A 25,210-nucleotide genomic window follows, 5' to 3' on the forward strand; every position below is an offset into this window, starting at 1 on the left:
GCATTTTACTTTTCCTTAGGTTCGGTGACAACCATGCCACGGTTACGCATAAAGCCAGTCAAAAGGCCGTTCACGAAAGAATCCGAATTGTCGGTGCTGTACTTGGCGGCAATCTGCACCGCTTCAGAAATTGCGACCTTCATCGGGATTTCGGGGATGTAAGAAAGTTCGACCATCGCAATGCGGAGCACAATGCGGTCAAGGCTTGCCATGCGGTCCAGTTCCCAGTGGGCGGCCGCGGCCTTGATGTTTTCGTCGAGTTCTTCGCGATGGGCCTGCACCAGGTCCACCAACTTCATTCCATACTTTTTCTGTTCAGCGTGAAGGGGCTGGGATTCAAGGATTCCCGGAAGAGCCTCCCCTGCGGTCTGGCCCGTAATTTCCATGGCATACAAGAGCTGCATGGCAAAAACACGGGCGGGTCTGTAACTTACTTTCATAATCGTGTCGCTAATAATTAGATGGTCTTGTAAAGGTTTGCCATTTCAACGGCGGTTGATGCCCAGCTGGAGCCGAGGTTGCCGGCCTTAAGGCCTGCACGGTTCATTGCCTGGTCCACGGTATCGGTGGTGAGGATTCCAAGAATCACGGGGAGCTTGCCTTCGGCAGCGATGTTTGCGATGCCACCGGTAGAAGCGTTCACCACCACGTCGTAGTGGCTGGTTTCGCCGCGAATCACGGCACCCAGCGCCATCACGGCACTGTACTTGCCACTATCAGCGAGGCGACGGCACACGCCCGGAAGTTCGAATGCGCCCGGCACATGCACGACCGTGATGTCCTTGTCTGCTACACCGAGCAGTTCAAGCTGACGCACAGCCCCTTCCAGGAGCTTGTCGGTCACGACCTCGTTAAAGCGGGCAACGGCGATTGCCACCTTGAGGCCACTACCATTGAGGGAATTCTTGATTTCGTTCACCATTTACTTATCCTCTTTCAAATTCGCTTCGGCAGCGGCATCCACGTGCAGCTGGTGTCCCATCTTCTTCTGCTTCGTGAGCAGGTAGAACAAGTTTTCCTTGTTCGGCTTAATTTCGATCGGCACGCGTTCCACGATTTTAAGGCCATAAGCCGTAATGCCCGAAATCTTGCTCGGGTTATTCGTGAGCAGCTTCATTTCCTTGACGCCGAGGTCAGCCAAAATCTGGGCACCCGTGCCGTACTGGCGCAGGTCCGACTTGAACCCAAGGTGCAAGTTCGCTTCGACCGTATCCATGCCCTTTTCTTGCAGCTCGTAAGCGCGGAGCTTGTTGCAGAGGCCGATTCCACGACCTTCCTGACCGCGCATGTAAAGGAACACGCCGCCGTGCTCGCCAATGAACTTCATGGCGGCGGCCAGCTGTTCGCCACAATCGCAACGCAGGCTACCAAAGATATCGCCCGTAAGGCATTCGCTATGCACGCGCACGTACACCGGCTTACTGAAGTCGGGGTTACCCGCGACCCAGGCCACATGTTCTACACCGTCGGTCTTGCTCTTGTAAGCGTAGGCGGTAAAGTCGCCGTACTTGGTCGACACGTGCGGAGCAGCTACGCGCTGCACGAGCTTTTCATTTTTCAGGCGGTAATCGATGAGGTCGCGGATCGAGATAATCTTGAGGTTAAACTTCTTCGCGACTTCCTGAAGCTGCGGCATACGAGCCATGGTGCCGTCTTCGTTCATGATTTCAATCAAGGCGGCCGCCGGGCGCAGGCCCGCAAGCTTTGCTAGGTCTACAGCTGCTTCGGTATGGCCTGCGCGACGGAGTACGCCCTCTTCCTGGGCGTACAGGGGCGAGATATGCCCCGGCCTGCCGAAGTCGCTGGGCTTGGAATTCGGGTCCGAAAGAGCGAGAATCGTTGCAGCGCGGTCGTGAGCGGACACACCCGTGGTGCAGCCTTCAATCTTGTCGACCATGATGGTAAAAGGCGTGCCCAAAATCGAGGTATTCTCGGCGGTCTGCCGCGTGAGGTTCAGTTCATGGCAACGCTTGATCGGGAGCGGTGCGCAAAGCACGCCACGACCTTCGTGGAGCATGAAGTTCACCTTTTCGGGCGTAATCTTTTCGGCGGCAATGACAAAGTCGCCTTCGTTTTCGCGGTCTTCGTCATCAACCACAATCAAAAACTTGCCGTTCTTAAAATCTTCTATGGCCTCTTCAATCGTATTAAGCAAGGTCACGTTCCTTCAGATAATTTTCAATATACTTGCCGAGCATGTCGACTTCCACATTCACAATTGTACCCGGAACCCAGTTGCGCAGGTTCGTGCGGGCCAAGGTTTCTGGGATAATGCACACGCGAATGGAATCTTCAAACTTTTCAGCGACCGTCAGGCTGATTCCGTTGAGAGAAATCGAACCGCGGCGAATCACATAGCGACGCAGGTCAGCCGGAAGCTTCAAATCCACTTCGACACCCGTTTCACGCGGAGTCACCTTGATGACTTCGGTAATGCAGTCCACATGGCCCATCACAAAGTGACCACCCATAAAGCTGTCTGCACGACACGGAAGCTCCAAATTCACCAACTTGCCGACAGCAGCCTGCTTGAAGCCCGTGTTTTCCACCGTCTGGTGCATCAGGCAAAAAGTGGCTTCGTCATCGGTACAAGATTCAATGGAAAGACACACACCATCGTTGGCGACACTGTCGCCCAACTTACAATTCTTAAAAAAGCCCGGTGACTTAAGGCGCATGGTAAGCGCATCGCCCCTACTTTCGATAGAAACGATTTCACCGGTAGATTGAATAATACCCGTAAACATACGGGGGCAAAGATAGAAATTTAGATAAGAGACGAGAGACGAGAGACGAGAGAAAGTAGGCTGTAGGAAGTACTAAAATTTAATCGGGTACAGCAAGTACCAGTGGAATTCGGGATAAACTTGCACGGTGGGGGCAGGCAACTTGAAGTAATTCAGGTACTTCACGATAGTGCGTGCCATGCGGCTCTGCGGGCGGAATGCTTCCAGGTCGTAATCCAGCGCGATATAGACTTCACGATGCGGCGTCACATTTTTGTCGTGCAGGAACACACCTTCGTCAATGCTTAAGCCCGCTGCAATGGCAAGCCAACTCGGATAATACTGACGCGCGGCCTTAGGCAACATGCGGTAAACCTTGAACGACGCCCAGAATGTTTGGTTACAATAGTCGTCGGTAAACACGCCTGTTTTACTTTGTCTGTAATACGCTTTAGTATTGATCCAGTAGCTCCACTTGAGGTCCACATACTTGAACACAGGCACATAGCGTTCCGCCATCGGCAAGAAGCCGCCTAGCGTTCCCGAAAGCACGTCGAAAACGCTAAAGCCCCACTCCGGCGAAAAGCCGTCTTTCACGTCGATTGCAATATGGGTCGCCATCGCCGAAAAGCCCGCGAACAAGTACGAATAAAATTCGGAAATTCCCGCCCAGCGGTACCCTTCGTAAAATGACTCGCCCATCATGACGCCCGAGGCGAAATGGCCGAACTTATCCAGGTTCAAGGCGTAGTCAAAATCATTTTCGAAGCGGAATCGCCCGCCACCTTCGTCCCACCAGCCCTTCTTGAACACGAGCCAATAGGCGGCGCCATAGGCAATCAAAACCGTCGAGGCAACGCCCACGCTCTTGGCAACCGAGAACTGCGTTGTATCGCCCGGATCTTCGCTGCGGAAATCCCACGTGGAATCGCGCCAAGTCAGCGGATCACTAGGGGCAGCCTGCAAGGAAACGCTTGCAAACAGGAGCGCCACGACAGAAATTATAAAAGCCCGAAAAAAATTCACGGGCTTCAAGATAGAAATTTTTCTTTACAATTGCAATGCAAACGCAGCATTAAGCAAAACGTTTGATTCTTTTTAGACTTATTTCTTAATATAGTCTATAACATAGGTCTTTTTAGCAGAATAATAGAGATACTTTGCTCCAACAAACTCAGACGGTATATTCAAGTCCAGTTCTTGAAGACAAATACATTTGAATACTGTTCCGGTAGAACACAGACTGTCTTTACTAACAGAACAATCCGCCTCATCCATATACTTTCCCGAAATATACAGCGTATCATTTTTTATCTCATACATAATGGTATTTATTTTGCATAAACTAAATACCATGGTCACTGTCGCAGAGCCATCTTCATTCATAAGAAACGGAATCGTTTTCGTGGTATCGGTTTCTATAGCAAGCATTGCTTTAGCGACATCTTCATCTTTATTACAAGGCTTTCTAACCGTATAATCGGTGGACGACTTCATTGCTGCATTATGAACAACAGGGACGTTCACAGTCCCACTCCCCGTACTGGAGTCATCCGAACACGCAAAAAAAACAAAACTAACGGCTAAAATGCACAAAGCGAGCAGATTTGTTTTTTTCATGATAATCCTCCCATGATTTAAGGGTATGAGGTACATCTATAATATAATCTATTTTATCGCCATTAGATTAACATTTCCCACTTTTTTTGCAGGAATATGATTATGACATATTCCTTTTTCAAAAACAACAAAAAAAGCCCCAGAGAACGAAACTCCGGAAGGCTTTCTAAATGCGTAGTGTGTGATGCGACTAGTTGCGGCCGAGGAGCAGCACGCTGTTCTGGCCACCGAAGCCGAAGCTGTCGGACATGGCGTAGTTGAACGAGTGGCTGGTGTTCTTGTTGGCGCACACATCGAGGTGGATGCGTTCGTCCTGGTTGAACACGTTCGTGGTCGCATGAATCATCTGATTCTGCAAGGACTTCACGGTGATGATGGCTTCGAGAGCACCGGCGGCGCCGAGAGCGTGGCCGATCATGCACTTGGAGGAATTCACCTTGAGGTTGTCGGTAGCACCGGCAAAGACCTTTTCGAGGGCGGAGCATTCAGCAACGTCGCCGAGCGGAGTCGAAGTACCGTGCGTGTTCACGTAGCCCACATCCTTCGGGGAAATACCGGCTTCGCGGAGAGCCATTTCGATAGCGAGGCGGACGCCTTCGCCGTCTTCACGCGGGGCGGACATATGGTGAGCGTCTGCGCTCATGCCGATGCCGGCCACGCGAGCGAGAATGTTGGCGCCACGCTTCTTGGCATGCGTAAGGCTTTCGAGAACGAGAATGCCAGAACCTTCACCGATCACGAAACCATCGCGGTCCTTATCGAACGGACGAGAAGCCGTCGTCGGATCGTCGTTGCGCTTGCTCAAGGCCTTCATAGAGGTAAAGCCAGCGAGAGCCACATTGTTCACGGTTTCGTCGGTACCACCGGCGAGCATGATATCGGCGCGGCCCAAGCGGATCTGGTCGTAGGCGGCGGCGATAGAGTGGTTAGAGGTTGCGCAAGCGGAAACCACTGCGTAGCAGGGGCCCATCCAGCCAGTGCGGTTGGAAACTTCGCCAGCGGGCATGTTCACGATAGACATCGGAATGAAGAACGGGGACACGCGGCTCGGGCCACGGTTCGAAAGCGAAACGACGGAATCGCTATAAATCTGCATACCGCCGATACCGGAACCGATAATCACGCCAGAGCGGGTCGGATCTTCGTTTTCGGGAGAAATACCGGCGTTCTTGAGTGCCTGGAAAGAAGCATACACAGCGTACTGGATGCACCTGGACAGACGGGACGAATCACGCGGGGAAATAAATTCGGAACCATCGAATTCCTTGACGGCGGCAGCTATCTTGATCGGATAGTTGGTCACGTCGAAGCGATCGATCGTTGCGAGTCCGGATTTACCTTCCAGCAGGTTGTTCCAAAGGAGTTCCGGCGTATTGCCGAGGGCGGAAACACACCCCATACCTGTAATTACAACTTCTTCCATAGTGCGCCCAAATATAGAAAAAAAGCGCCACCCTCAGGAGGTATCTTGTCTTAAATTTTTAGAAATTTAATACAATCTGCTTATAATTATACTACAAACAGACCGATTGGAGCCATTTTGAGCGACCTAGTGGTACAAATCCCAAATCGAAATCCGGCGATATTTGATACGTAAAGGGATCTTTCTGACGAAATCTCGCCAATAATCCGCCTCTTGCCAAAAAACTTCAGACAGCGAAAAAGGCACCAAGCGAATCGTTTTCCAGCGATTCCCCAGCCAACGTACCACGAAATTCATTCCGTGCTCGTCCTTGGCGTTCACGCGGTTAAACCCGAAGTTTCCGCTTTCGTAAACCTCGGCAAGCATCCTTTTGCCCAGTTTTGCGTCAGGGGGCACCAACATTTTGTCATTTTCGAGACCGAAAACCTCGCCCATGATCCACATGACGGCAGCCCCCAGCCGCTTGAGGCCAAATCGAGAAAGCTTCGCCGAAATTTCGCGACGGTCATTGGCTGTAGAATGCTCGAGCAAAACAAAATAGTCCACAAGCTGCTTGAGCCCCACTCCCCCCTTGAAAAAATGCCGCTGGATATGCGCCAACTGCATCGCAAGAGCGAACTTGATAGAGGGTACAGAAAATCCTTCGGGCACACGCTCCGTATTCAAGATTTCGTTTTCCAAATACCGCAGCAGGCGCCGTCTCGCAAAAGGATTAAACACTCCAGAAGAAGGCCTAAAATGAACTTCTACGGGAACCTTGCTTGCGCCTTGAATATGGATATGATGCGGAGAGCCCTCGTCCTTTTCGTCAAGTTCGTAGCCCATTTTTTTCACAAGAGCCACAACGCTTTTGCGGCCACCTTCAACCCACAAGTCGATATCGCCGGCATGCCGCATGAACGGATCCGGGTAAAGTCTTGCGTTGGCAGCTCCCTTCAACACGGCCGTCTTGCGGCCCTGCGCCTCGAACAGCTGCGCAAGCCTAGCCGCCTCGGCATTCAGAAGTTCGTTATGCCCCTTGACAGTCTCCGCTTCGCTCGCCCATTGGAATACAAGTTCCATAGAAGGGCGCAGCTCCTTGGGCAAACGGTTAATGGAGCGGTAAGCGATTGCTGTCACCAAATGACGCAAACTTTCCGAATGAACCGACGCCCATTCGGAATCACTCAACTTACGGTCTAAAGCGAACGAGCCCTCTTCTGGAGAAAACGCCATTCGCAACAATTTGTACAGAGGCTCCATATTCAAAAAATAAAAAAATTATCATTCCTAGGCAGAAATACATCAATAACCATTCACCCATTCAATTTTGAACATCATTTTTTTTTAAATTGTCCGCGTTATGGCAAGAATTAAAAGCGCACCGAACCTCGTCTGGATGGACCTCGAAATGTCGGGTCTCGAGCCGGAGAGGGACGTCATTCTCGAAATAGCGACGATCGTAACCGACCCGAACTTGAATATTTTGGCCGAAGGGCCCGTCTTGGCAATTCACCAGACCGAAAACATTTTTGAAGGCATGGACGACTGGAACAAGCGTCACCACACCCAGAGCGGACTCGTGGAACGCTGCCGCAAGTCGACTCTCACTATGGCCGACGCCGACAAGATGACGCTCGACTTCATCAAGCCCTTCACTACCGAACGCGGAAACGTGCTCTGCGGGAATTCCATTACGCAGGACAGGCGTTTTCTGTACAAGTACATGCCGCTTTTGACCGGCTGGCTGAACTACAGAAACATCGACGTGAGTTCCATCAAGGAACTGACCTTCCGCTGGTACCCGGACTTGCCGGAATTCCAGAAGATGGAAAAGCACCAGGCCCTGGACGATATCCGCGAAAGCATCGCCGAACTCCAGTACTACCGCAAGACGATTTTTAAGTAACGCTTAAACTTTAAGATGGACTATAATAACTACCTTCCGAAAAAAAGGCTCCCCTACGCCGTCAGGATCCGCAACCGAATTATCGTTTTTTCCGTTTTTATGGGAATTTGCGCCCTGATGGGCACCTGCATTTTTGGCGAGAAAGAACCACCGAAGCCCGCTGAAGAAGATGAATACGCAGAAGCTATCGATTCTACCGCCGCAAATAATGCCACCCTGCAGGCCGAACAGCTAAGCGAAACGGGACTTTTCCCCAAGGCCGATTCCGAAGACCTGGCGAACACGCAGGCAACGGTTGCCGCCGCCGTCGTTCCCGAAAATCCTGCCGAAGTAGATGTCATCGACAGCACGCACATCAAGGCCCAAAAAGATGTTTTCATGGCCGAAAAGATCGACAACCTGCTTCGCCGATTCCGCCCCGAACACGCGGTGATACTGATGGTGGACCCCCAGAGCAACGAAATCATTGCCTGGGGCGAACGCCGCAACAACCACGTACAGGAAAAGCCCGACTACTTTATCAAGAACACCTTCCCGGCAGCATCGCTTGCAAAGACGGTCACCATTTCGGCCGCCATGGAATCGAACCGCTACTCGCTCACGTCGCAGATTCCGATGATTGGCTCCAGCATTCACCTTTACAAGAACCAGCTGCGCGTCAAGGAAGGCTACAAGGGACCGTTTATTGAACTACAAGACGCTTACGCCAAGTCCGCGAACCCGCCGATGGCCATCGTGGGCATGAACGTGGGTGCCGAACGTCTGCGCAGCGCCGCCAAGAAGCTCGGCTACAACACGAACTTCCCGGGAGCACTTCCCCCGCGTTCCAACTACGCTCCGCCCGATACCGGCTACGGCCTCGCCGAAGTCAGCAGCGGCTTTACGGAAGCGACCACCTTGACTCCGCTCCTTGCCGCCGCCCAGGTCCGCTCCATTCTCATGAAAAAGCCGCTCGAAATCCCGTGGGCCGCCAACCTGGACGGTTTCGCCCCCAAGAGCCGCATTGCGCTTGAGGTAGGCAAATTCAGCGACAACACTTATTATGGCCTGCGCGAAGCGATGATCCGCACGGTCACGCACGGCACCGCCCGCAAGAACATTTCGACCAAGCATATGGCCCGCAAGAACTACGAGGCTCTCACCATCGGCGGAAAGACGGGGTCTCTCGACGGACATGACCCATACGGCCGCTACGAATGGTTCATGGGTTTTGCACAGTCCAAGGCGGACCCGAGCAAGGCGGTGGTGCTCGTGATTATGCAGGTGCACGACTTGCAGGGCATGCGCTCGCAGCCGGCAACCCAGGTCGCCGGAATGCTGTTTAACTACTGGGCACACCAATATTTACCCAAGAAAGGAAAGTAAAATGGAACCGACATGGTGGAATCTAATCCCTTCTTATTTTGACGGAACGGCCTTTACGCTCGGGAATTTCCCGGTGCGCTGGTACGGCATCATGTACATTTTCGCCTTCGTGACTGGCTACCTGACGCTGATGCACGTGAACAAGAAGGAAAAGCTGGGCTACACCAAGGACCAGTTCGACAGTCTGTTCACCTGGATTATCGCTGGCATCATTATCGGTGCACGCCTGGGCTACGTGTTCTTTTACAAGCCTGGCTACTACCTTGCCAATCCGACCGAAATCATTTTCCCGATGACCCACGATGCGCTCGGTTACCACTTTACGGGCATTTCGGGTATGAGCTATCACGGCGGCATGATTCTCGGCACGATTTTCACCTACATTGGCCTGAAGCGCAACAAGATGAAAGTGTGGGAAGGCCTGAACCTTTGCTTTATGCTGGCGCCGCTCGCCTACACTTGGGGTCGCTGGGGCAACTTTATTAACGGCGAACTTTTTGGCGAAGTCACCACGAGCAGTATCGGCATGTGGTTCCCGCTCGCCCACGACAGTCCCATTACGAACCCGATTCTGCACCACCCGAGCCAGCTTTACGAGATGCTGTTCGAAGGCGTGATTCTATTTGCAGTTTTGTACAACTTAAGGCGCATTCCGTTGCTGCGCGACAAGATGCCTTGTCTGTACCTGATGGGCTACGGCCTCTTTAGATTCTTCATTGAATTTTTCCGCAGGCCCGATGCGCACATCGGCCGCGTAGACCTGTTCGGCATGAGCCGCGGACAGACGCTTTGCAGCGTCATGTTCCTGACCGGCTTAATTTGGCTGATTGTCCTGATTTACAGGCAGAAGAAAGCAGTAGGCAGTAGACAGTAGGAAGTCTGTTATTAAAAAAGGGTCCCCGTATGGGGACTTTTTTTTAACAGCTTACCGCAAGTTCACTGATGGCAAGTGCGGGGACCTTGACGCTTGAGAAGGGGTCAAGGTATTCATTGCCTACACCAACGACATTTTGAATGATGTCGAAGTAGTTTCCACTCAAGGTCACGCCGTCGACCGGGTGCTGGATGACGCCATTTTCGCACCAGAAGCCATGAGCGCCGATGCTGAGTTCACCACTCACGGAGCTACAGCCGGAGCCGCCTTCGAGGCGCACCACCAAGAGACACTTGGGGAACAGCTTCAGCAGTTCGGCAGTGGTGAGTTCGCCCGCAGGCACATACACGTTCCAGAAAGCGGTAGACATTTTGGAGCCAAAGCCGCGGGCACCGTTACCCGTCGTCTTGCAACCGTCTTTCGCCGCGGTCTCTAGATTGTAGAGAGCCTCGTTGAAGATTCCGTCTTTAACGACATCGACTCGGCGAGTGAGCGAGCCTTCGGAATCAAAATACATCTTGTGGCTAAAGTGTTCTCCCAGCGGATCACTCATGAGCGAGAACTTGTCGGATGCAATCTTGGTGCCCAACTTGCCTGCAAGGCGAGAAGTTCCCTTCTGCATGGATTCTGCAATGAAGGGCGAAGAATACATACCTACGATCCTGCCCGACACTCGTTCCGAGAACACGACCGGAATCTTACCACCTTCGATCTTTTTGGCACCGAAAAGTTCTGTCGCATAGGTAGCCGCCTTGGTCGCAATTTCATCCATGGAAATTTCAGCCCAGTTGCGGCTACTCTTGACGAAGTTTCCCAACTTGCTAATGCCATTTCGCACAGCGACTGCACCTGCACCCACCGACACGGAGTTTCCCTTATCGGTATAGAAAAGACCATTGTGGTTAGCCACAATCGAAAAATCGCTGTTCAAGTCTGCGCCCAAATAAGGAATATTGACGATTTCCTTGGAACGGGCAAACGTCTGCTTTTCAAGTTCAATGCAAAAATCCTTGACATCTGCAAGGGTCAGCTTTTCAAGCTCCGGATTGTAATTGGGATTGCCTTCCGGAATCTTTGCAGGAGCAGGAAGCTCGATGTCCACTTTTTCGGTCCACTGCGTGTGGCAAACGGCATCCTTGATGGTCTGCGCTATCGCTTCCTTCGTCAAGCGTTCCGTGTGCGCATAGCCCGGACGGCCATCCTTAATCACGCGAATGCCAAGCCCTACGGAATCCGAAATTTCGGTATTCTGCACCTGGCCCTGAAAAACCGACAAGCCCTCGGAATGGGAATTCGAGGCAATCACATCAAACTGTTCCGCCTCGCCCTTCGCGAGGTCGCACATACAAGAAACTGCATCAACAATATTCATTACACATTCCTCTTGGCTTTGCTGGCAAGCATGCGCCAGTAAGCGGCGGGGCTTCCCGTCACGGATTCAAGTGCTTCAGCGAGTTCACGGGTAATTTCAACCGTTCCTGCAATCAAGCCCTCAAGAGTCTCCATCGGGACCCCGATGCGGCGGGCAAATTCCGCCTTATCCATCTTGAGCCATTCAATGCCTTCTAAAATTGCCTGCCCCGGAGTGGGTGTTCCATGCCTTGCCATAAGTCAATTCCTAAAATTCAATCGTTTTCCAGCCTTCGGCGCCAAAGCGCAGGTCGCGTTCTACAAATTCCCATATCAAGAGTTTCTTGCCCTTGAGCACGCCCGCCTTGCGGGCAAGCTTTTCACGGACGAGTGTAGAAGCACCGCCATCGCTCACGATAGAGGCTACCGGGCGGCTGATATTCTTAGCAAAATGCGCAATCCAGCCCGCATTCACCGGCGCATCGGTCTGGTAAATGCGGCTGAAACTGTCGCCCAGAATCAAAATCTTCGACTTGCGGAAGTCATCCTTAAATGGAGTCTTGACTGTATCGCGTACCACCGTAGAATCCGAAAGCGAATCTGTCGGAGCTTCCATGTGCTCCGAAATTTCTTGTTGAGACACCACGTGGCCAGTCACCTGCTGTACCTTGAACACGTTAAACTTGTTGAGTCCGCTCATTTCGCCAATGTCGCCCATGCGGTCCGCCAAAGAATCAGACGCGACATAATCCATGGACGGTTCACCGATATTGATCAGGCCCGCATCCACCATCGCATTCACCTTTTTCGCGATTTCACCAGCGGCAAGTTCTGCACCACGCGGAGTCCAGTGCGTATCGTCATCCAGATAAAGCGCACCCAGACTTGCATCGTCAGCCTTTGCAGCAAGGAGCGGCGTATACAGATCCACCGTATTCAGCCCAAGCGAAGCCAGCGAATCCAGAATCGCCTTACCGTGCCCCGCAAGTTTCAAGCCATCGACGCCAGTCAAGCGTTCCGGATAAATGCTCGGCTTGCCCGGAGTAATCACCACCAGGAGTTCTACGCCCTTCGCCTTGAGCTGGTCGCGGAACTTGAGAATCGCCTGAATCGGGTTATCGAGCTTGGCGCTGCGCACATCTAGCGGCGACGGCTGCACCAGGAATTCAACATCCTGGCGGTAAAACAGCCAACGACCATCGCCCTCCCCCAGAACAACCTTTTCGCCCGGATCCTTGAAGATATTCCATACCGCCAGCTGATACTTGGGGCGGAACGCAAGCACAAGCGCATTTTCGTCTTCGACCTTATCTTCAAACGCACGCAGGTAACGACTCGTCCACACGCCATAATGCTTGATACCGCAAAGCGCACGCCAAACGGAGAAATGTCCGAATTCAGCCACCACCGCCTTCAGCGTCGAATCCACCATCTTGAAGGTTTCCGGTTCATCTTCAAGTGCTGCCACCAAGGTATCCGCGAGTTTCAACAACTTGTAGTCCGCCTCGGCCGTATCCAATTCTGCATAGCTGTTCACCGTAAGCGCTACCGCTTCCAAATCCGAAAGTGCACTGACCACGCCTTCCAGCGACTCGCCCACCTCGGCTCCACCGGCAATCGATTCACGCGCCGCAAACCAGGCTTCGTTCAACTTGGCCGCCGATTCCGCCATCTTGGATTCGCGCTTAAACGGCGTATAAACGACATCCTTGAAAATATCGAGGCTAACAAAGCGCTTTTGACCGCGCAAATCCGCCACCGTCTGCACCGTAAACGGCAACAGCAACAAGACAGCAAAAACAACGATAAAGGCAATATAGAGTTTCTTCACATGCGAAAAATAACAATAAACTTCGACTCAAAAATCCCATTTTTGACAATTCAAACGCATATTGCTATATTACGCGCCACTCGCCTGGGTAATTTAACGGGATAAAATACGTCCCTCCTAAGGATGATATCCGCGTTCGAGTCGCGGCCCGGGTATAGTAAAGGTCTCCTGCATATGCGGGGGACCTTTCTTTTCAACTAGTCCTGGATACAGCGAACCGGAAATTCAAAGGCTTTACTGCCATAATAAAGTCTCGCACCATCGTTAGTCTGACCCATATGATAGGCGCTGTAGTTGCCAAACTCAGTTGCGCTCCAGAAACTGGCGTCACCGGAATCATTCCAACCGGCTATGGAAATTAGAGACTTGGCTTCAGTCAATGCCCCTCCAACGGAGACAAACAAAGTTTCCCATTCAGCCTTGCTAGGCAAGTGCCAACCGCTCGGGCATACCCCCTGAACATTTCCCGAAGGCAATACATAACATGTCCTTTCACGGCCACAGTCTTCCTCAGACATGCCTAAAGCGGCCGCCCAAGTATAAAGATGTTCATGCTTAGCACTGTCTACACTCTCATTGCTGTTGCCGAGGCTAGAATCAGCTTCGTAGTTAAGGTTTTCAGCCATCCACGTCTGCGAACCAATGGTTACCGTCTTATATGTCTGACCATCGCGAGAGTCCGTCATAGAACCAACAATTCCCTCAACAGACTCGGAACTAGTGGAGTCAACATTTGAGCTCTGATTTTCATCGTCCTGGAGGCAACGGACAGAAAACCCTTCGCTCTTTTGAGAGAATTCTTCACTCACGTCGTCGGGCAAAAAGCAAGTCAGGCGTATGCTCGCAACGTAGTTGTAGCCATCAGCCACCCAGATGGAAGAAGTCCAAAAAAACGAGATGCCACTCTCATACCTGAAGTAGCTCTTGTAGCCGGCAGGGAGCGCCGAAAACCCGGAAGCATTCGTACCATCCTCAGCAATCCTATATTCACCGCCACCGCATTTCCACTCCGTAGACCTGAGTTTGGGACCTGCCACCCCACCAGATCCACCCAAAGTATAGATCAAAACATTCCATTCCTCATCGCTAGGCAAATGCCAGCCTTCGGGGCACACTCCCTGAATATTCCCTAATGGCATAGAACATGTATGGCCCCTGCCACACTCGCTCTCTGGCCTGTCTATCGCCGCAGCCCAAGTATACAAGCGACCATACTTGTCGCAGTTTTTTTCTTCATCTTGATAGCAGAAACTAGAATCCACTTTGAAATTAAGGTTTTCAGCCATCCATGTCTGCGTACCGATCGTCACGGTCTTGTAGGTTTGACCATCGCGAGAATCAACAAATTTTCCCTTGGCATCGTTTGATTCGGACGACGAATCAGAATCTGCAGAAGACGAATCTCCACAGGCAACAAAGGCTGTCGTCGCAAGCAGCGACATGCATAAAAACAACATCCATATACGGTTCATACGAAACAATGTAGATTTTTACAAAGAGCGTGTAAATATGTGAAAATGATTTTTTTCGCATTGCTCGCCTTGCACACTTTTGCTAAATTTGTGGCCATGAAAAATTTTTACGTTACTACCCCGATTTATTATGTGAATGACGCCCCGCATATTGGGCATTCCTACACCACGGTCTTGGCCGATATTCTCACCCGTTTCCACAAGATTCTGGGCTACCAGACTTTCTTCTTGACCGGTACCGACGAACACGGCCAGAAGGTGCAGCGCGCCGCCGAAAAGCGCGGCGTGACCCCGCAGGAACACGTGGATGAATACTACCACCGTTTCGAAGACCTGTGGAAGAAGATGGGTATCGGCAACGACTTCTTTATCCGCACCACGATGCCCGAACACAAGGCTTTTGTGCAGGAATGCCTGCAGAAACTCTGGGACAAGGGTGAAATTTATTCAAAGGAATACGAAGGTTGGTACTCCGTCGGCGAAGAACGCTTCTTCAGCGAAGACGAACTCGACGAAAACAAGTGCGACCCCATCAGCCACCGCCCGGTGGAATGGCTCAAAGAAAAGAACTACTTCTTCAAGATGGGTTCTTACCAGCAGAAGCTGATTGACTTTTTGGAAAGCCACAAGGACTGGATTGTGCCGGACTACCGCTGGAACGAAATCCGCGGATTCCTCCGCCAGCCGCTGAATGACCTCTGCATCAGCCGCCCGAAGGCACGCCTCAGCTGGGGCATTCCGCTGCCGTTCGACACCGACTACGTGACCTACGTTTGGTTCGACGCCTTGCTCAACTACGTGAGCGCCTCCACCGCCTTCCACAAGACCTATGCCGACGGCACGCCGATTTGGCCCGCTACCTACCACCTGATCGGTAAGGATATTTTGACGACTCACAGCGTGTACTGGCCGACGATGCTCATGGCCCTCGACATTCCGCTCCCGCAGCACATCCTCGCCCACGGCTGGTGGCTCGTGAACGGCGGCGAAAAGATGAGCAAGTCCGCAGGCAACGTGGTGAACCCGATGGACTACATGGAAAAGTACGGCATCGACGCGTTCCGTTACTTCCTGGCCCGCGAAATGGTGGTGGGCCAGGATGCGAACTTCACGCACGACGCCTTCGTGCGCCGCATCAACAGCGACCTCGCCAACGACCTCGGCAACGTGCTGAACCGCGTACACCGCCTGGTCCTCAACAACTTTGAAGGCAAGCTCCCCGCAGCGACCTCCATCGGCGATGCCGAAAATGAAGTCATCGATCTTGCAAACAAGGTCATTGCCGAAATCAAGGAAGGCCTGCCGCAGGCTCGTCTTTCCCAATCTATCGAAACTATCATGCAGCTCGTGCGCAGCATCAACCGTTACCTCGAAGTCAAGGCTCCGTGGAAGCTCGCGAAAGACCCTGCCGCGAAGGACGAACTCGCAACGGTTCTTTATGTGTCAGCCGAAGCCGTGCGCCTTTCGCTCTGCTTGCTGTGGCCGGTGATTCCGGGCAAGTCCGAAGAAGGCCTCGCCATGATCGGTTCCAAGTTCCAGAGTGCCGACGACCTCGCCTGGGGAATCCTCAAGGGTGGCGAAGCATTCGGCGAAGGCAAGCCGCTCTTCCCGCGTATCGAAGAAGAAGTCAAGAAGCAGGAGCAACAGCCGAAGCCCAAGCAGAACAAGCCGCTGATGGCCGCCGACGTGCCAGCCGCTATGGACATGCGTGTGGCTCAGATTAAGGAAGTGGCCGACCATCCGGATGCCACGAGCCTCTACGTGCTCAAGGTGGACGCCGGCGAAGGCGAACTCCGCACCATCTGCAGCGGCCTCAAGAACAGCTACAAGGCCGAAGAACTCCAGGACCGCAAGATTCTGTTGTTCGCAAACCTGAAGCCGAGCGCTCTCCGCGGCATCATGAGCCAGGGCATGCTCTTTGCGGGCGACCTCGACAACGAAGCACACACTTGCCGCCTCGTTTCTGTACCTGAAGACGCCAAGCCCGGTGACCGTGCCCTCTTCAAGGGTGTCGCTCCGAGCGAACCGCGTGAACTCAAGGTGAAGGACTTCGAGAAGATTGCGCTCTCCGTGAAGGGTGGCGCCGTGTTCTGCGACGCCCTCGCTCTTGAAGTGAACGGCAAGCCGGTGACCTGCGACGTCGCTGACGGCAACGGCGTACACTAAAAGACCGTTCGCGCCCAATCGGACTAAGTCCGTCCCCGAAGCGCTCACTCTCGCAACCGCCCCTGTTTAATAACAGGGGCTTCGTTGCTCACAGAAGACTGTATCTTATTCCTCTACGTCCACCATTTCGACGTGGAGGTGCTCCATCTCGCCTTTTTCCCAGAGCACCCTGAAACGCGGCCCAAGCTTGTCTTGGGCCATTTCAGCAACTTCACGGCGCTTGTTCATGGGCATGTCGACGATGCGGAAATCCATAGCCGCATTCTTGTAATGCTTTGAATTCTGCTTATGGTAAGGGTAATCGTTTCCGCTGGTAATCACGGGAACGTAATCGTCGCCCATTACCTTATGGTAGCAGCGGACCACTTCGATTCCCATCGTATCCATCGCAGGGAGCAGACTCTCAAGGTACACCCCCGGTTTTTGTCGGGTGCGCTTAAGCAGCAGCTGGTGAACCTCGCGCTGATTAAACGGCTTAAGGTTCAAATGGCGCATGTATTCTTCGGCAGACCAGGTTTCTTCGACCTGCTTGGGCTCGTAATGCGGTATCGGGCGGTCATTCGCCTTAATGAGACGATAAACCCCAAACAAGGCCACAATCGCAAGCACCGGCGCGATTAAATACAAATGTTTAACAAAAAATTGCATTTTTCCGCCATCAAAAATACTATTTTAAAGGCATGAAAAAAGCAATTCTTATCTCTGCCTCTCTTATTTCTTCGATGTTCCTTTTCGGCTGCGGCGACAACGCCAACTATACCGGTTGCTGGAAGGGCGAAGCCAATATGATTTTTGAAGTCCTCTCCGAAAACAACCAGGATTTCACGATTCGCAACGTGAACGGCGACCTTTCCGCCACCATTCAAGAAGGCAAGCTTTGCGGCAAGAATTCTTTGGACATGCCCTACTGCATGAGCGTCAAGGGCGACTCCGCTTATTATGAATTCGGCGGCATCACCACCGGTTACGCCCGCATTAGCAAAGAAGAATACGAAGACATCTTCGCTTCGCAGAAAAAAGCAGCGATTGAATAACAACCGCCGCCGCGAATCAATCGATTACGTCTTTAAGGATCTGCTCGATCATGTATTCGGTAGGAGCTCCGCTCCAGACCCGCTTGATGTAGCCGTCCTTATCCAGCAGCATTAGTGTTGGAACTGCGTGGATGCCATAGCGCATCCACATTTCTTTTTTAGCATCGCGGTAAAGCGGATACGGCGACGCATGCTGGTGTGCATAGAAATCATTCAGAGTTTCGAGCGGCTCGTCGGCAATACCGATGATTTCGACACCCTTGGAACTGTACTTTTTATAGATGTTCGCCAGCACCGGGAGCGTCTTGCGGCAAGGACCGCACCAAGTCGCCCAGAAATCCAGAAGCGTCGCCTTCGGTTTATCCTTGCGTTTTTCGCCGTTCTGGTAGAAGTTCTCGCCAAATTTTGCAATCTTACTACCAATCGCAGAACCCGTCAGATTACTGATGTCGTCTGGGCGTTCCGTCAAGGCCACATTCAAGGTCTGCTTTTTCCCGTCGCGGGCAATTTCGATCTTTACCTTCTGGCCAGCCTTATGGCTTGTAATCGCAGACTGGATCTGGCTCATGTCCGTGAGCGTTTTCCCCTGCACACCAATAATCTGGTCGCCGGCAACCATGCCCGCCGTAAAGCAGCCCGATTCCGGATGCACGCCAATGACGTTTAAGGCGAGGTGGTTTTCGAAAGTCGCCTTTTTAAAGGTGACTCCCAGCCAGGGAACAGCAAAAGAAGCGCCTGTAGCAACAAGAAGCGCGAGAGCAAAAGTGCGAATACGCATGATTAAACAGCTTTAGTTTGTTTGGGATTGTGATCGTCGTAATCCGAGAGCGTGGTATAACCCGTTTCCAAAAGGGCCGCTTCAAGTTCCTTACGCATGGCATGTGCTGCCATCCAACGGAAAGCCACCACCGAGTAGCATTCCACCGCATCTACACCCAGCTTGATCAGGTCAAAAATCTTGAAACCGTGGTCAATACCGCCGCAGGCTATCACGCTAATCTGGGGATAATGCTTGCGGATGTAGGTCACGTTCCACATCATGTTTTCGTAGAGCGGACGGCCAGACATGCCACCGCAATCGCCGTCAGCGCGGAGCGGGGTCAAGTCTTCGAACTTGGTTTCAACCGGAAGTTCGCTAATCTTCTTGGTCGGGTAAGTATTGCCCACCACCACGCCGTTCACGCCCGTACGCACGATCATGTCCATGACATTCACCAGGTGGCGTTCCGACAGGTCGGGGCTAATCTTGGCATACACGGCCTTACGAATCGCCTGGGCATTGCGGTACTTCATGATTTCGCCGAAAATGCGTTCGGTCAGAGACAAGTCCATGTCTACGCGGGATTCGCCGGTATTGGGGCAGCTCAAGTTGATTTCGATAAAGTCGCCCGCCTTGTAAGCAATGGCGAAGCTTTCGAGCAAGTCCTTCAGTTTTTCTTCGTCGTCGGTGAGGCCCGGAGTTTCAGCCACCGAAACACCTACGCAGAGTCCTACCTTGTGAGCCTTGGTCAGCTGTTCGTCGGCACGACGAGCGATGACTTCGACACCTTCGTTGTTCAAGCCCATGCTGTTATGGATGGCTCGTTCATTCTCTAAAAAGCCGATACGGGGGCGGTGAGTGTTACCTTCGCGGAACTTGCGGGTCGCCGTTCCGACCGTGATGCCACCAAAGCCCATGTTCGCATAGTCGCAAATGCGCTTGGCCGTCTTATTGGCACCAGCAGCCAAAATGATGGGGCAACCCAGGTACAGGGAATTGCTGTGGTCCGGGAAGGTGATAACGCGCTTGAGAGTCTTGCTCAAGTCGGGGCGGCCACCCATAAAAGGAATGTAGGGGGCAAACCGGGCAGCATGCTTCAAAGAATCGTGACGGAATTCCGGGTTATTGTGAAAAATGCGGCGGATCAAGGCCAGAACACGGTCGCCGAAATTCAGGTAATACTCGTGGTTTACACAATTAAAAGACATGGGTATTCCTTTTGCCTAAACTTATAGCCTATAAAATAGAAAATATACCCCAACTAAGACCATTTTAAAAATCGTTTTCTATTTTGTTTAACGAATATGGAACAGAAAACAATTGATTTTGTCGTCAAGGCCATCCACGAAAAGATGCCCGCCTATATCCAGACCCTGAGCGATCTGGTAAAAATTCCGTCTATCAGTTTTGACAATTTTGACCAAAAATACGTACTGGACTCCGCCGAAAAGGTCAAGGAACTCTTTTTGCAGGCCGGCCTCACCAACGTGCAGTTTTTGTTGCCGCCCAGCGGACGCCCCTCTGTATACGGCGAAAGCCTTACGAGCCCTGACAAGCCTACGGTACTTTTGTACGCCCACCACGACGTGCAGCCCCCTATGCGCGAAGCCCTCTGGAACACCAAGCCTTTTGAAGCGAGCCTCCAGGGTGACCGACTCTATGGCCGCGGCACTGCCGATGACAAGGCGGGTATCGTGACACACTTGGCCGCCTTGGAACAGGTGCGAGCCCTCAAGAAGAACGACGGTCCAAACCTCAAGTTCCTGATTGAAGGCGAAGAAGAATCCGGAAGCGCCGGCTTCGAAACCATCTTGAAAAAACACGCCGAACTCTTGAAGAGCGATGCCGTTATCGTGGCAGACCTGGGTAACTTTGCCAAGGGCACGCCCTCGATTACCACAACGCTCCGCGGCATGAGCGCAGTGAACGTGGAACTCAAGGCTACCAAGGCGCCGCTCCATTCGGGTAGCTGGTCAGGCCCGATTCCCGACCCGGGTCAGGTACTTTGCCGCATGATCGCAAACCTTACCGACGGCAAGGGCAACATCTTGATTCCGAATTTCGAAGATACGCTTGTGCCGCCCACCGAAGCAGAACTTGCCTCGTACAAGAGCCTCGGCATGACCGAGAAAATTTTCCGCAACGACGGCGGCATCCTAGAAAGCGTCAAGCTTAAAGTCCCTGAAGACGAGATTCTACTCTCGCTGTGGCGCAGGCCCTCAATTGTAGTAACCGCCATGGAAATCGGTAGCCGCACGAACGCCGGCAACGTTTTGCAGAACTGCGCCTACGCACGCATCGGCATTCGCCTTGCCCCCGGCATGAACGCCGACGTGGCGACCCAGCAGCTGGTGGAATTCTTGCAGGCGCAGGTACCCTACGGCCTGCAATGCCACATTACCACCGAAGATGGCGCCAACCCCTTCGTAACCGATACCACTCACCCCTTCTTTAAGAAGATGAGCGAATCCATGGCAACGGCATACGGTGCCGAGACTAAGTTTATTGGCTGCGGCGCAAGCATTCCCGGAGCAGAACTGTTCCGCAACACCTTCGGCGACATTCCTATTTTGCTCACAGGCCTCGAAGACCCCGAATGCAACGCCCACGGCGAAAACGAAAGCCTCTACTTGCCCGACTTTGAACACGGCATTGTAGCCGAAACCCTATTCTTTGGAGAAATCTGCTAATGAGTACTACAAAGTTTCCTAGACTCGTTGTACTGACCGGTGCCGGCATTAGTGCGGAATCGGGACTTCGCACATTCCGTGGCAATGACGGTATGTGGGAACATGAAAACATTGACGACGTGTGTACGCCCGAAGGCTACTACCGCGACAAGAAGCGCGTAAAGGACTTCTACAACTTCTTGCGCAAGGGACTCAAGGAACACGAACCCAATGCCGCACACTTCGCCTTGGCCGAACTGGAACAGCGTCTGGGCGATGATTTTCTGCTGGTGACGCAGAACGTGGACAACCTGCATGAACGTGCCGGTTCCAAGCGCGTGCTGCACATGCACGGCGACTTGATGCGCCTGACCTGCGAACACAACCCGAAGCATGAATTTATATTCGACGGCGAAGAAACTTTAGAGACTCGCTGCCCGTTCTGCGGAGCCATGAGCCGCCCGGACATCGTATTCTTTGGCGAGCAGCCGCTGTACATGGAAGAAATCCAGGATGCCTTAAGGCACTGCAAGGAATTCGTGTACATCGGTACCAGCAGCGTGGTCTACCCCGCCGCTGGTTTCAAGAGCTTCGCGAAGAGCTTTGGCGCGAAGGTGACATGCCTGAACCTGGAAGTGCCCACTAGCGACCCCTACACCGACGTATTCGTAGAAGGCAAGGCGACGGATATCGTCCCTAAATGGTGCGAGAATTTTAAGTAAAGTAAAATGCTATTATAGATCGTCATTCAGACTGGATTTTAGTAACGTAAAATCACATTCTTTGACTAAGAAATCAAGGGGAAAATACAATGAAGAAATTACTTGCAGCGTTATCTATTCTATCCATCGTTGCGTGTTCCGACAACAGCAGTACTACATCCGCATCGAACGACGGAGCAACAAGTTGCAATTACACATTTGAATGTGATTCAAAAATTCATGTTAAAAACAATAAAATCTATTTTGAAAATGACAGCATTGTCTTAAGTGGAATATTTCTCAACCATTTTCTTGAAGAAACATGGTCTATGAAAGATTTCATGAATCGTTTAGAAAACGTATATTGGGCGTCTACCACACTCAAAGACACCCTTCTCACAGAAACTCAAGTAGCAGAGAACGAACATCATAGTAGTTTTATTTTAATGCCCCCGGATGAGGATAAACTTATTAAATACAACTCTACAGATGCAATTCTCCCCATTATTGAGCAAACCTATCAATCATGCCAAAATGACCCTGGTTGCTACATTCAATATCAAGCTCGCTTACAAAACCCGGACAATGATAAAATTAGGGATGCGGAAAACTGGCTTAAATTAGTTAGTATCAAAAACGATTTAACTGGCGAGTCCATATGCAAACTCGCAAATACAGAATGCAAGAAAGAGCGGTATGTAACAGAATAACAAATCCTCGGTACACTGAAGAAACTACTTATTGGACAAATACTCTCTCAAAGTACTTTCAAATTCAGTTCAAACAAATATATTGCAACGCACATTATAAAGGTATTTTGCCATCTTTTTGACGTAGTGTACCAAATTTATGTTTAACAAGAAACCGTTCAAAATCTGATATGTCTATTATATTGTTTTCTTTTAAAAATTTTTGATATTCAAATGGTTTTGTATAAACTTCAAACCAAAACTTTTCATATTTTGAACTTTCCACACCATTCGAACTTGAGTGACGAGCTGTAAGAGCCCATATCGAAACAACATCTTCATAATGTTGATGACGTTTCCATCTATCACGTTTTTTTGAAAGAAAGTTTTCTAACAAAACACCACTACAAACAAACACCCCTCCAATAACGCCTCCAACAATAGCTTCTGATTTATTAGCAAAGCAAAGAAAAATTTCATCAAGAATTGACATATCAACCCATACCTTTCTATAATTTTAAAACAGTGCTAAAAACAGCGAAATTCTGTTATAAGTAGAAACAGCAAGCTTCGTGGTTCGTTGAGCCCGGAGCTTTTTGTTTTGGCGGCAATTCGTCGCTGCGGCATTGTTCGGTACATTTTTCGCAGCGGTCCGCAAAACGGCAACCCTTCGCAAAGTCACGCGGATGCGGCACAGAACCCGGAATTGATTTCATCGTGCGCATATCGCTGTGATTCTCGGGAATAGCGGCAAGCAGCCCTTGCGTGTACGGATGCATCGGAGAGTCAATTACGTCGCGCACAGCACCCGTTTCTACAATGCGACCCGCATACATCACCGCCACTCGGTCAGCATACTGCGATACGATTCCCATGTTATGGGTAATCAGGAGCACCGCCGTCCCCATACGATTCGCCATATCCTTAAGCACCGCAAGCACCTGCGCCTGCACCGTGACATCCAAGGCCGTCGTCGGTTCATCAGCGATAATCAGCTTCGGCTTAGAAAGCAGCGCCATCACGATGCACACGCGCTGCAACATACCGCCAGAAAGCTCGTGAGGGTAAGCATCCAAGACACGGTTCACATCTTTGAAGCCCGCAAGGGTAAGCATCTCGCGGATAACCGTCATGAAGTCACCCTTGGAATGCTTGCAGAACTTGAAGACTTCCATCAGCTGTTTCTTGATCGTCACCACCGGATTCAAGGCCTGCATAGGCTCCTGAAAGATGCACGAAATTTCAGAGCCGCGGACTTTTTGCAAATCGGCAAGCGGGAGCTTCGCCAAATCAATCGGAGCAGCATCTTCACTGGTGCGATACAGCACGGAGCCTTCTACAATCTGGGCGCTAGGCTGAGGCAACAGCCTTAAGATGCTCATGGCGGTCACGCTCTTTCCGCAGCCCGACTCGCCCACCAGCGCAAAGAACTCGCCGGTACGAATGTCGAAGGAAACGCGGTCCGTGACCTGCAGCGGCTTGATACCGTCGCGCGGATTGCCCTTCTTGTCGAACCCGAAAGCAACCGAGAGATCGCGCACCTGCAAAACCGGCAAAGAATTAGACATATCGATCTCCGGATTTGGGGTCCATTGCATCACGCACGCCTTCGCCGACGAATGTCGTGAGGAGGAGCGTTACAAAGAGAGCCGCTACCGTGCTGACAGAAATCCACGGGGCATAAAGGTTGTTGAGGCCCTGGCTCATGAGTTCGCCCCAGCTAGGTGTAGGCGGCTGCAGACCGAAGCCCAAGAAATCAAGGGACGTCAAGCTACCGATTCCGCCAATCAGCGTGAACGGGAAAAGCGTCACCACGGGCGTCATGGCATTCGGCAAAATCTCTTTGAAGAAAATGTGGCGGTGTCCCATACCCAGGACTTTCGCCGACTGCACGTAAGTCATGCCACGCAGCTTCAAGAATTCCGCACGCATGTAGTAACTCAGCGAAATCCAGTTGAACGCCGCCATAATCAGAATCAAAAGCCAGAAACTGCGGCCATAAATACTGCCGATCAAAATCACCACGTAAAGCATCGGCAGCGACGACCAAATTTCAATGAAGCGCTGCATGCCCGTATCCCAGAACTTGCCGAGGTAACCCTGAATACCGCCAATCACAATACCGAGGAAAGTTCCCAGCACCGTCAAAAGCAAGCTGAAGCTAATACAAATTCTAAAGCCATGAATCAAGCGGGCCAGCACATCGCGGCCATTGCTATCGGTTCCGAGCCAATGTCTGGCGCTCGGCGCAAAAGGCGGCGTTCCCTCTTCACTCAAGTCAGCCTTCAGCGGGTCATGAGCAATCGGAGGCATCAACGCCCATACATCGGGGCAGCCTCCCGCACGAGTAAAGCCTTCAGCGGCATCTTCTTCGCATTCCCGCACCGATTCGAACAATTTGCCGTAATCGGCTTCGGTCTGGTATTCACCGCCAAAGTCAGCATCACTGTAGCGTACGAACGCCGGGAAATACGTCTTCCCCTGGTAACGCATCAGGAGCGGTTCATCGTTTACCGTCCACGGGCTAGTCAGCGACAACAGATACGCCACCACAAGAACAATCAAAGACCAGAACGCACGCTTGTTCTTGCGGAAGCGCTTCAGGCGATTCAAGGTTTCTTGTGTCAGGCGAATTTTCATGC

The 25,210-nt window shown here is 51.8% G+C and carries 26 protein-coding genes and 1 tRNA gene; 9 read left to right on the forward strand and 18 right to left on the reverse strand.

Going from position 1 to position 25,210, the window contains the following annotated elements:
• Positions 1 to 5: 5 nt before the first annotated feature.
• From nusB to BUA40_RS05380, 8 genes are all read right to left on the reverse strand, one after another.
• Positions 6 to 440, reverse strand: a complete 435-nt coding sequence (gene nusB, locus BUA40_RS05345) for a transcription antitermination factor NusB (RefSeq protein ID WP_255369214.1) — start codon at positions 438 to 440, stop codon at positions 6 to 8.
• 17 nt (positions 441 to 457) lie between these two features.
• Positions 458 to 919: a 6,7-dimethyl-8-ribityllumazine synthase gene (gene ribH / locus BUA40_RS05350; RefSeq protein WP_072799326.1), complete on the reverse strand. Its 462-nt coding sequence runs from the start codon at positions 917 to 919 to the stop codon at positions 458 to 460.
• A 3-nt stretch (positions 920 to 922) separates the two neighbouring features.
• On the reverse strand, positions 923 to 2,161 hold the full coding sequence (locus tag BUA40_RS05355) for a bifunctional 3,4-dihydroxy-2-butanone-4-phosphate synthase/GTP cyclohydrolase II (protein ID WP_072799197.1): 1,239 nt from the start codon (positions 2,159 to 2,161) through the stop codon (positions 923 to 925).
• The gene (locus BUA40_RS05360; RefSeq protein WP_072799199.1) at positions 2,148 to 2,747 is read right to left on the reverse strand and encodes a riboflavin synthase; all 600 of its coding nucleotides are present in this window, start codon (positions 2,745 to 2,747) and stop codon (positions 2,148 to 2,150) included. Before BUA40_RS05360 ends, BUA40_RS05355 begins: the two co-directional genes overlap by 14 nt.
• Positions 2,748 to 2,819: 72 nt before the next feature.
• The gene (locus BUA40_RS05365; protein WP_255369215.1) at positions 2,820 to 3,752 is read right to left on the reverse strand and encodes a YfiM family protein; all 933 of its coding nucleotides are present in this window, start codon (positions 3,750 to 3,752) and stop codon (positions 2,820 to 2,822) included.
• Between the two features lie 78 nt (positions 3,753 to 3,830).
• The gene (locus tag BUA40_RS05370; protein ID WP_143149695.1) at positions 3,831 to 4,346 is read right to left on the reverse strand and encodes a hypothetical protein; all 516 of its coding nucleotides are present in this window, start codon (positions 4,344 to 4,346) and stop codon (positions 3,831 to 3,833) included.
• Between the two features lie 190 nt (positions 4,347 to 4,536).
• Positions 4,537 to 5,769 (reverse strand): beta-ketoacyl-ACP synthase II, encoded by a 1,233-nt coding sequence (gene fabF, locus BUA40_RS05375; RefSeq protein ID WP_072799206.1) that lies wholly within the window; start codon positions 5,767 to 5,769, stop codon positions 4,537 to 4,539.
• Between the two features lie 126 nt (positions 5,770 to 5,895).
• On the reverse strand, positions 5,896 to 6,984 hold the full coding sequence (locus BUA40_RS05380) for a nucleotidyltransferase domain-containing protein (protein WP_178299554.1): 1,089 nt from the start codon (positions 6,982 to 6,984) through the stop codon (positions 5,896 to 5,898).
• 136 nt (positions 6,985 to 7,120) lie between these two features.
• Between BUA40_RS05380 and orn the strand changes: the two genes are divergently transcribed.
• The 3 genes from orn (at position 7,121) to lgt (ending at position 9,896) form a co-directional block, all read left to right on the forward strand.
• Positions 7,121 to 7,657: an oligoribonuclease gene (orn, locus tag BUA40_RS05385; protein ID WP_072799329.1), complete on the forward strand. Its 537-nt coding sequence runs from the start codon at positions 7,121 to 7,123 to the stop codon at positions 7,655 to 7,657.
• Positions 7,658 to 7,756: 99 nt separating this feature from the next.
• Positions 7,757 to 9,022: a penicillin-binding transpeptidase domain-containing protein gene (locus tag BUA40_RS05390; RefSeq protein ID WP_255369216.1), complete on the forward strand. Its 1,266-nt coding sequence runs from the start codon at positions 7,757 to 7,759 to the stop codon at positions 9,020 to 9,022.
• A gap of 1 nt (position 9,023) precedes the next feature.
• Positions 9,024 to 9,896, forward strand: a complete 873-nt coding sequence (lgt, locus tag BUA40_RS05395) for a prolipoprotein diacylglyceryl transferase (RefSeq protein WP_072799212.1) — start codon at positions 9,024 to 9,026, stop codon at positions 9,894 to 9,896.
• 43 nt (positions 9,897 to 9,939) lie between these two features.
• On the opposite strand, the gene BUA40_RS05400 is transcribed toward lgt, so the two are convergent.
• Genes BUA40_RS05400 through BUA40_RS05410 form a run of 3 tightly spaced genes read right to left on the reverse strand, consistent with a single transcriptional unit; the run spans position 9,940 to position 13,077 of the window.
• Positions 9,940 to 11,268, reverse strand: coding sequence for a TldD/PmbA family protein (locus BUA40_RS05400; protein ID WP_072799215.1), 1,329 nt, complete (start codon positions 11,266 to 11,268; stop codon positions 9,940 to 9,942).
• Positions 11,268 to 11,504, reverse strand: a complete 237-nt coding sequence (locus BUA40_RS05405; RefSeq protein ID WP_072799217.1) for a helix-turn-helix transcriptional regulator — start codon at positions 11,502 to 11,504, stop codon at positions 11,268 to 11,270. The genes BUA40_RS05400 and BUA40_RS05405 overlap by 1 nt, the downstream gene beginning before the upstream one ends.
• A 10-nt stretch (positions 11,505 to 11,514) precedes the next feature.
• Positions 11,515 to 13,077: an alginate O-acetyltransferase AlgX-related protein gene (locus BUA40_RS05410; protein ID WP_072799219.1), complete on the reverse strand. Its 1,563-nt coding sequence runs from the start codon at positions 13,075 to 13,077 to the stop codon at positions 11,515 to 11,517.
• Positions 13,078 to 13,159: 82 nt separating this feature from the next.
• Here BUA40_RS05410 and BUA40_RS14525 point away from each other — a divergent pair.
• A tRNA-Arg gene (locus BUA40_RS14525) sits at positions 13,160 to 13,232 on the forward strand.
• 42 nt (positions 13,233 to 13,274) lie between these two features.
• Here the strand turns inward: BUA40_RS14525 and BUA40_RS05415 are convergent.
• Positions 13,275 to 14,549 (reverse strand): FISUMP domain-containing protein, encoded by a 1,275-nt coding sequence (locus BUA40_RS05415; RefSeq protein WP_083585292.1) that lies wholly within the window; start codon positions 14,547 to 14,549, stop codon positions 13,275 to 13,277.
• 96 nt (positions 14,550 to 14,645) lie between these two features.
• Here BUA40_RS05415 and metG point away from each other — a divergent pair, with 96 nt between their 5' ends.
• Positions 14,646 to 16,715 (forward strand): methionine--tRNA ligase, encoded by a 2,070-nt coding sequence (metG, locus tag BUA40_RS05420; RefSeq protein WP_072799331.1) that lies wholly within the window; start codon positions 14,646 to 14,648, stop codon positions 16,713 to 16,715.
• 105 nt (positions 16,716 to 16,820) lie between these two features.
• Here metG and BUA40_RS05425 read toward each other — a convergent pair whose 3' ends face one another.
• Positions 16,821 to 17,363, reverse strand: coding sequence for a hypothetical protein (locus tag BUA40_RS05425; protein WP_072799224.1), 543 nt, complete (start codon positions 17,361 to 17,363; stop codon positions 16,821 to 16,823).
• A gap of 32 nt (positions 17,364 to 17,395) precedes the next feature.
• Here BUA40_RS05425 and BUA40_RS05430 point away from each other — a divergent pair, with 32 nt between their 5' ends.
• Positions 17,396 to 17,749, forward strand: coding sequence for a hypothetical protein (locus tag BUA40_RS05430; RefSeq protein ID WP_072799226.1), 354 nt, complete (start codon positions 17,396 to 17,398; stop codon positions 17,747 to 17,749).
• Between the two features lie 16 nt (positions 17,750 to 17,765).
• Here the strand turns inward: BUA40_RS05430 and BUA40_RS05435 are convergent, their stop codons facing one another.
• Both BUA40_RS05435 and BUA40_RS05440 read right to left on the reverse strand, forming a co-directional pair.
• Positions 17,766 to 18,527, reverse strand: a complete 762-nt coding sequence (locus tag BUA40_RS05435) for a thioredoxin-like domain-containing protein (RefSeq protein ID WP_072799228.1) — start codon at positions 18,525 to 18,527, stop codon at positions 17,766 to 17,768.
• Positions 18,528 to 18,529: 2 nt separating this feature from the next.
• A complete protein-coding gene (locus BUA40_RS05440; protein WP_072799230.1) occupies positions 18,530 to 19,717 on the reverse strand; it encodes a beta/alpha barrel domain-containing protein in 1,188 nt (395 codons plus the stop codon).
• A gap of 96 nt (positions 19,718 to 19,813) precedes the next feature.
• Between BUA40_RS05440 and BUA40_RS05445 the strand changes: the two genes are divergently transcribed.
• The 3 genes from BUA40_RS05445 to BUA40_RS05455 all read left to right on the forward strand — a co-directional run bounded on the left by BUA40_RS05445 (position 19,814) and on the right by BUA40_RS05455 (position 22,589).
• On the forward strand, positions 19,814 to 21,199 hold the full coding sequence (locus tag BUA40_RS05445; RefSeq protein WP_072799232.1) for a M20/M25/M40 family metallo-hydrolase: 1,386 nt from the start codon (positions 19,814 to 19,816) through the stop codon (positions 21,197 to 21,199).
• Positions 21,199 to 21,900, forward strand: coding sequence for an SIR2 family NAD-dependent protein deacylase (locus BUA40_RS05450; protein WP_072799234.1), 702 nt, complete (start codon positions 21,199 to 21,201; stop codon positions 21,898 to 21,900). Before BUA40_RS05445 ends, BUA40_RS05450 begins: the two co-directional genes overlap by 1 nt.
• 89 nt (positions 21,901 to 21,989) lie before the next feature.
• On the forward strand, positions 21,990 to 22,589 hold the full coding sequence (locus BUA40_RS05455; RefSeq protein WP_072799237.1) for a hypothetical protein: 600 nt from the start codon (positions 21,990 to 21,992) through the stop codon (positions 22,587 to 22,589).
• 94 nt (positions 22,590 to 22,683) lie between these two features.
• On the opposite strand, the gene BUA40_RS05460 is transcribed toward BUA40_RS05455, so the two are convergent.
• Genes BUA40_RS05460 through BUA40_RS05470 form a run of 3 tightly spaced genes read right to left on the reverse strand, consistent with a single transcriptional unit; the run spans position 22,684 to position 25,208 of the window.
• Positions 22,684 to 23,061: a hypothetical protein gene (locus tag BUA40_RS05460; protein ID WP_072799240.1), complete on the reverse strand. Its 378-nt coding sequence runs from the start codon at positions 23,059 to 23,061 to the stop codon at positions 22,684 to 22,686.
• Between the two features lie 55 nt (positions 23,062 to 23,116).
• Positions 23,117 to 24,136: an ABC transporter ATP-binding protein gene (locus BUA40_RS05465; RefSeq protein ID WP_255369217.1), complete on the reverse strand. Its 1,020-nt coding sequence runs from the start codon at positions 24,134 to 24,136 to the stop codon at positions 23,117 to 23,119.
• A complete protein-coding gene (locus BUA40_RS05470; protein WP_072799245.1) occupies positions 24,129 to 25,208 on the reverse strand; it encodes an ABC transporter permease in 1,080 nt (359 codons plus the stop codon). Before BUA40_RS05470 ends, BUA40_RS05465 begins: the two co-directional genes overlap by 8 nt.
• Positions 25,209 to 25,210 lie beyond the last annotated feature (2 nt).

It is taken from the genome of Fibrobacter sp. UWT2 (genome assembly GCF_900142545.1).
In the GTDB taxonomy this organism is placed as follows: Bacteria; Fibrobacterota; Fibrobacteria; order Fibrobacterales; family Fibrobacteraceae; genus Fibrobacter.

What these genes read in the sequence shown, in the direction of transcription:
- BUA40_RS05405 (WP_072799217.1), bottom strand. Translation starts at nt 11,504, where the DNA reads ATGGCAAGGCATGGAACACCCACTCCGGGGCAGGCAATTTTAGAAGGC.
- BUA40_RS05370 (WP_143149695.1), bottom strand. Translation starts at nt 4,346, where the DNA reads ATGAAAAAAACAAATCTGCTCGCTTTGTGCATTTTAGCCGTTAGTTTT.
- BUA40_RS05430 (WP_072799226.1), top strand. Translation starts at nt 17,396, where the DNA reads ATGAAAAAAGCAATTCTTATCTCTGCCTCTCTTATTTCTTCGATGTTC.
- BUA40_RS05445 (WP_072799232.1), top strand. Translation starts at nt 19,814, where the DNA reads ATGGAACAGAAAACAATTGATTTTGTCGTCAAGGCCATCCACGAAAAG.
- metG (WP_072799331.1), top strand. Translation starts at nt 14,646, where the DNA reads ATGAAAAATTTTTACGTTACTACCCCGATTTATTATGTGAATGACGCC.
- BUA40_RS05425 (WP_072799224.1), bottom strand. Translation starts at nt 17,363, where the DNA reads ATGCAATTTTTTGTTAAACATTTGTATTTAATCGCGCCGGTGCTTGCG.
- fabF (WP_072799206.1), bottom strand. Translation starts at nt 5,769, where the DNA reads ATGGAAGAAGTTGTAATTACAGGTATGGGGTGTGTTTCCGCCCTCGGC.
- BUA40_RS05450 (WP_072799234.1), top strand. Translation starts at nt 21,199, where the DNA reads ATGAGTACTACAAAGTTTCCTAGACTCGTTGTACTGACCGGTGCCGGC.
- BUA40_RS05470 (WP_072799245.1), bottom strand. Translation starts at nt 25,208, where the DNA reads ATGAAAATTCGCCTGACACAAGAAACCTTGAATCGCCTGAAGCGCTTC.
- BUA40_RS05415 (WP_083585292.1), bottom strand. Translation starts at nt 14,549, where the DNA reads ATGAACCGTATATGGATGTTGTTTTTATGCATGTCGCTGCTTGCGACG.
- BUA40_RS05460 (WP_072799240.1), bottom strand. Translation starts at nt 23,061, where the DNA reads ATGTCAATTCTTGATGAAATTTTTCTTTGCTTTGCTAATAAATCAGAA.
- BUA40_RS05440 (WP_072799230.1), bottom strand. Translation starts at nt 19,717, where the DNA reads ATGTCTTTTAATTGTGTAAACCACGAGTATTACCTGAATTTCGGCGAC.
- lgt (WP_072799212.1), top strand. Translation starts at nt 9,024, where the DNA reads ATGGAACCGACATGGTGGAATCTAATCCCTTCTTATTTTGACGGAACG.
- nusB (WP_255369214.1), bottom strand. Translation starts at nt 440, where the DNA reads ATGAAAGTAAGTTACAGACCCGCCCGTGTTTTTGCCATGCAGCTCTTG.
- BUA40_RS05400 (WP_072799215.1), bottom strand. Translation starts at nt 11,268, where the DNA reads ATGAATATTGTTGATGCAGTTTCTTGTATGTGCGACCTCGCGAAGGGC.
- BUA40_RS05390 (WP_255369216.1), top strand. Translation starts at nt 7,757, where the DNA reads ATGGGAATTTGCGCCCTGATGGGCACCTGCATTTTTGGCGAGAAAGAA.
- BUA40_RS05465 (WP_255369217.1), bottom strand. Translation starts at nt 24,136, where the DNA reads ATGTCTAATTCTTTGCCGGTTTTGCAGGTGCGCGATCTCTCGGTTGCT.
- BUA40_RS05435 (WP_072799228.1), bottom strand. Translation starts at nt 18,527, where the DNA reads ATGCGTATTCGCACTTTTGCTCTCGCGCTTCTTGTTGCTACAGGCGCT.
- BUA40_RS05455 (WP_072799237.1), top strand. Translation starts at nt 21,990, where the DNA reads ATGAAGAAATTACTTGCAGCGTTATCTATTCTATCCATCGTTGCGTGT.
- BUA40_RS05360 (WP_072799199.1), bottom strand. Translation starts at nt 2,747, where the DNA reads ATGTTTACGGGTATTATTCAATCTACCGGTGAAATCGTTTCTATCGAA.
- BUA40_RS05380 (WP_178299554.1), bottom strand. Translation starts at nt 6,984, where the DNA reads ATGGCGTTTTCTCCAGAAGAGGGCTCGTTCGCTTTAGACCGTAAGTTG.